At 69.9% G+C, this 2,839-nt stretch carries 3 protein-coding genes; all 3 read left to right on the forward strand.

Annotated features, from left to right (window positions below; translation table 11 throughout):
• On the forward strand, nt 1-1,384 hold a 1,384-nt coding region (locus A5695_RS03770; protein WP_068078361.1), incomplete at its 5' end, for a hypothetical protein.
• Between the two features lie 45 nt (nt 1,385-1,429).
• Nucleotides 1,430-1,978 (forward strand): RNA polymerase sigma factor, encoded by a 549-nt coding sequence (locus A5695_RS03775; protein ID WP_068078363.1) that lies wholly within the window; start codon nt 1,430-1,432, stop codon nt 1,976-1,978.
• Nucleotides 1,975-2,676, forward strand: coding sequence for a Rieske (2Fe-2S) protein (locus A5695_RS03780; protein WP_068078366.1), 702 nt, complete (start codon nt 1,975-1,977; stop codon nt 2,674-2,676). Before A5695_RS03775 ends, A5695_RS03780 begins: the two co-directional genes overlap by 4 nt.
• Nucleotides 2,677-2,839 lie beyond the last annotated feature (163 nt).

The raw sequence follows: 2,839 nt of genomic DNA on the forward strand, positions 1-2,839 counted from the left end.
GGCGTTCGTCGACACGCTGGTCACGGAGACGTCAGGGACGGACGCCCGCGTGGTGCTGGTCGACCGCAACCACCAGCCGGGCGGGCACTGGACCATGGCCTACCCGTTCGTCCGCCTGCATCAGCCGTCGGCCTTCTACGGTGTCAACTCGCTGCCGCTGGGCAGCGACTCCATCGACCGAATCGGTTGGAATCAGGGCCTTTACGAGTTGGCGAGCGCCGGGGAGGTGTGCGCCTACTACGACCACGTGCTGCACCGGCAGTTGTTGGCCAGCGGGCGGATCGCCTACTTCCCGATGAGCGAATATCAGGGCCAGGAAGACGCTAAAGGCCGCTTCACCACGCTCGCGGGCGACGATTACACCGTCAGCGTGGCGCGCCGCATCGTCGACGCCACCTACATGCGCGTCACGGTGCCGGCCATGCGCCCGCCGCCCTACGCCGTCGCGCCCGGCGTCACCTGCGTGCCCCCGGGTGACCTGCCGAGGCTCGGCGCCCACGAGCGTTACGTGATCGTCGGGGCGGGCAAGACCGGCATCGACACCTGCCTGTGGCTGCTCGGCCAGGGCATCGCGCCGGACCGGCTGACCTGGATCATGCCCCGCGACTCGTGGCTGCTGGATCGCGCGACGATGCAGCCGGGGTCGTTGTTCGCCCACGTCATCAAGAACAGCTTCACCGCGCAGCTGCGGGCCATCCGGGACGCGACAACGATCGAGGACCTGTTCGCGCGGCAAGAGGACGCCGGCCTGCTGCTGCGCATCGACCCGGAGGTCCGGCCGACGATGTATCGCTGCGCGACCGTCACCCGGCTGGAACTCGATCAGCTCCGGCGCATCGGCGACGTGGTCCGGATGGGCCACCTGCAGCGCGTCGACGCTGACCGGATGGTCCTCGACGGCGGTACGGTGACGCGCGGCGGCCAGGCCCTGTACATCGACTGCACCGCCGATGGCGCCGAGAAGCGGCCCGCCACACCAATTTTCGGCCCGGCCCAGATCACGCTGCAGGCCGTCCGCGGCTGCCAGCAGATCTTCAGTGCCGCGCTGACCGCCCACGTCGAAGCCGCGTACCACGACGACGCGGTGAAGAACGAGCTGTGCGTCCCGTTGCCGCACCCCGACACCGACACGGACTGGCTGCGGGTGGCGCGGGCCGACTACGCCAATCAGTTGCGCTGGCTCGACGACCCGGACCTGACCGAATGGATGTCCGCGGCACGCCTGGATCTGTTCGGTCACCTGATCGGCCACCTGCTGCCGCCGGCGTCGGCGAAGCCCCGGGTTCGCGAACGGATGCTGGGCATCGCCAAGTCGGTGTTCTCGGCCACCGCCGCCAAACTCGACGAGCTGCTCAGTGAACAAACCTCGCTCGCCGCACCGTGATATCCGGTGTAACCCGGCTCGATATTCATCGGGTGGAGGAGGCACGTGGCGGCAGGAAACGAACCCGTCAAACGGCCGCTGCGGGCGGTGCCCGCCAGCGGCTTTGACGATGGCTATCCCGATTGGGAAGCGGTGTACTCCGACAACGCGTCCTGGGTATACCGCACGCTGTTCGCGCGGGTCGGCAACCGGGCCGACGCCGAGGACCTCACCGCCGAGGTCTTCCTCGCCGCGCTGCGACCGCTGCGGCTGACCGCGAGTGTCGGCGAGGTGCGCGCCTACCTGCGGGTCACGGCGCGAACGGTGCTGGCCGCGCATTGGCGGGAGACGCTGGGCCGGGAGATAACCTCGATCGACGACATCGAACAACCACCGGAGAGCGAGGAGGCGATCAGCACGGCGCCCCAGCGTGTCGCCCTGGTCCTGGACAACCTCCCGGACCGTTACCGGCACATCCTGGAATTGCGCTTCCTGCAAGGCCATTCGATCAAGGACTCGGCGGCGGAGCTCGGGGTCAGCGTCGCCAACGCCAAGGTGCTACAGCATCGCGCGCTGCGGCTGGCGGCGCAGGTGAACGAGGGGGGCGCGCCATGAACGCCCGGGGGTTACGCCGATACGTCGACGACCTGTTGCGGGGTCGGCGGCCCAGGCCGTTCGCCCCCGACGACTTCGAGGCGGCGCAGCTGCGCACGGCGATCGAACTGCGCGCGGCGGGGCGCAGGGGCGAAGCGCCACGCCCGGAGTTCCTCGACGATCTGCATCGCCGCATCGCCGAACAGATGTCCGGCGCCCGAGGGGAAGCGGAGCCCAAGCGCAGCAGCACCCGCCGACAGGTTATCGTCGGCACGTCCGCCGCCGCGGCCGCCGCGGTCACCGCGGTGTCGATCGACCGGGCCGTGACCAGCGGTCAAACCGGTGGCGGGCCGGCAGCCGACAACGCGCCGCTCATGCCGAATGCCGGAACCTGGCAGCGGGTGGCGGCCAGCTCGCAGGTGCCCGACGGGGTCATGCACCCGTTCGATCTCGGTTCGGTCAGCGGATTCGTGCGCCGTGTCGACGGCAAGCCGCAGGCCGTCTCCGGGGTGTGCACTCACCAGGGGTGCCGGTTGTGGTTCGACGCGCCCGACGACACGCTGCGCTGCCCGTGTCACTCGACGTCCTTCTCGCCGAGCGGGCAGGTGCTCACCCATCAGTTGCCCATCGCCCCGAAGCCGTTGCCGCCGTTAATGGTTCGCGAGGTCGACGGAGTCATCGAGGTGTTCGCGCCTCCGCGTCCCGACCAGCCCGCCTGAGCGGTGTAACGCGCCGCCCTATCCCTGGGCATGATGCTTACGAAACTCTCGGCGGCCGCGCTGGCCGCGGCCGCATTGCTGGCGGGCTGCTCGGCGTCGCGGCCCGCCGCCGGCTCCAGCCCCAGCATGTCCATGGGTTCGGTGTCTGCCACCGCGCCGGCGA

The organism is Mycobacterium sp. E1747 (assembly GCF_001667775.1).
In the GTDB taxonomy this organism is placed as follows: domain Bacteria; phylum Actinomycetota; class Actinomycetes; order Mycobacteriales; family Mycobacteriaceae; genus Mycobacterium.

What these genes read in the sequence shown, in the direction of transcription:
- A5695_RS03780 (WP_068078366.1), top strand. Translation starts at nt 1,975, where the DNA reads ATGAACGCCCGGGGGTTACGCCGATACGTCGACGACCTGTTGCGGGGT.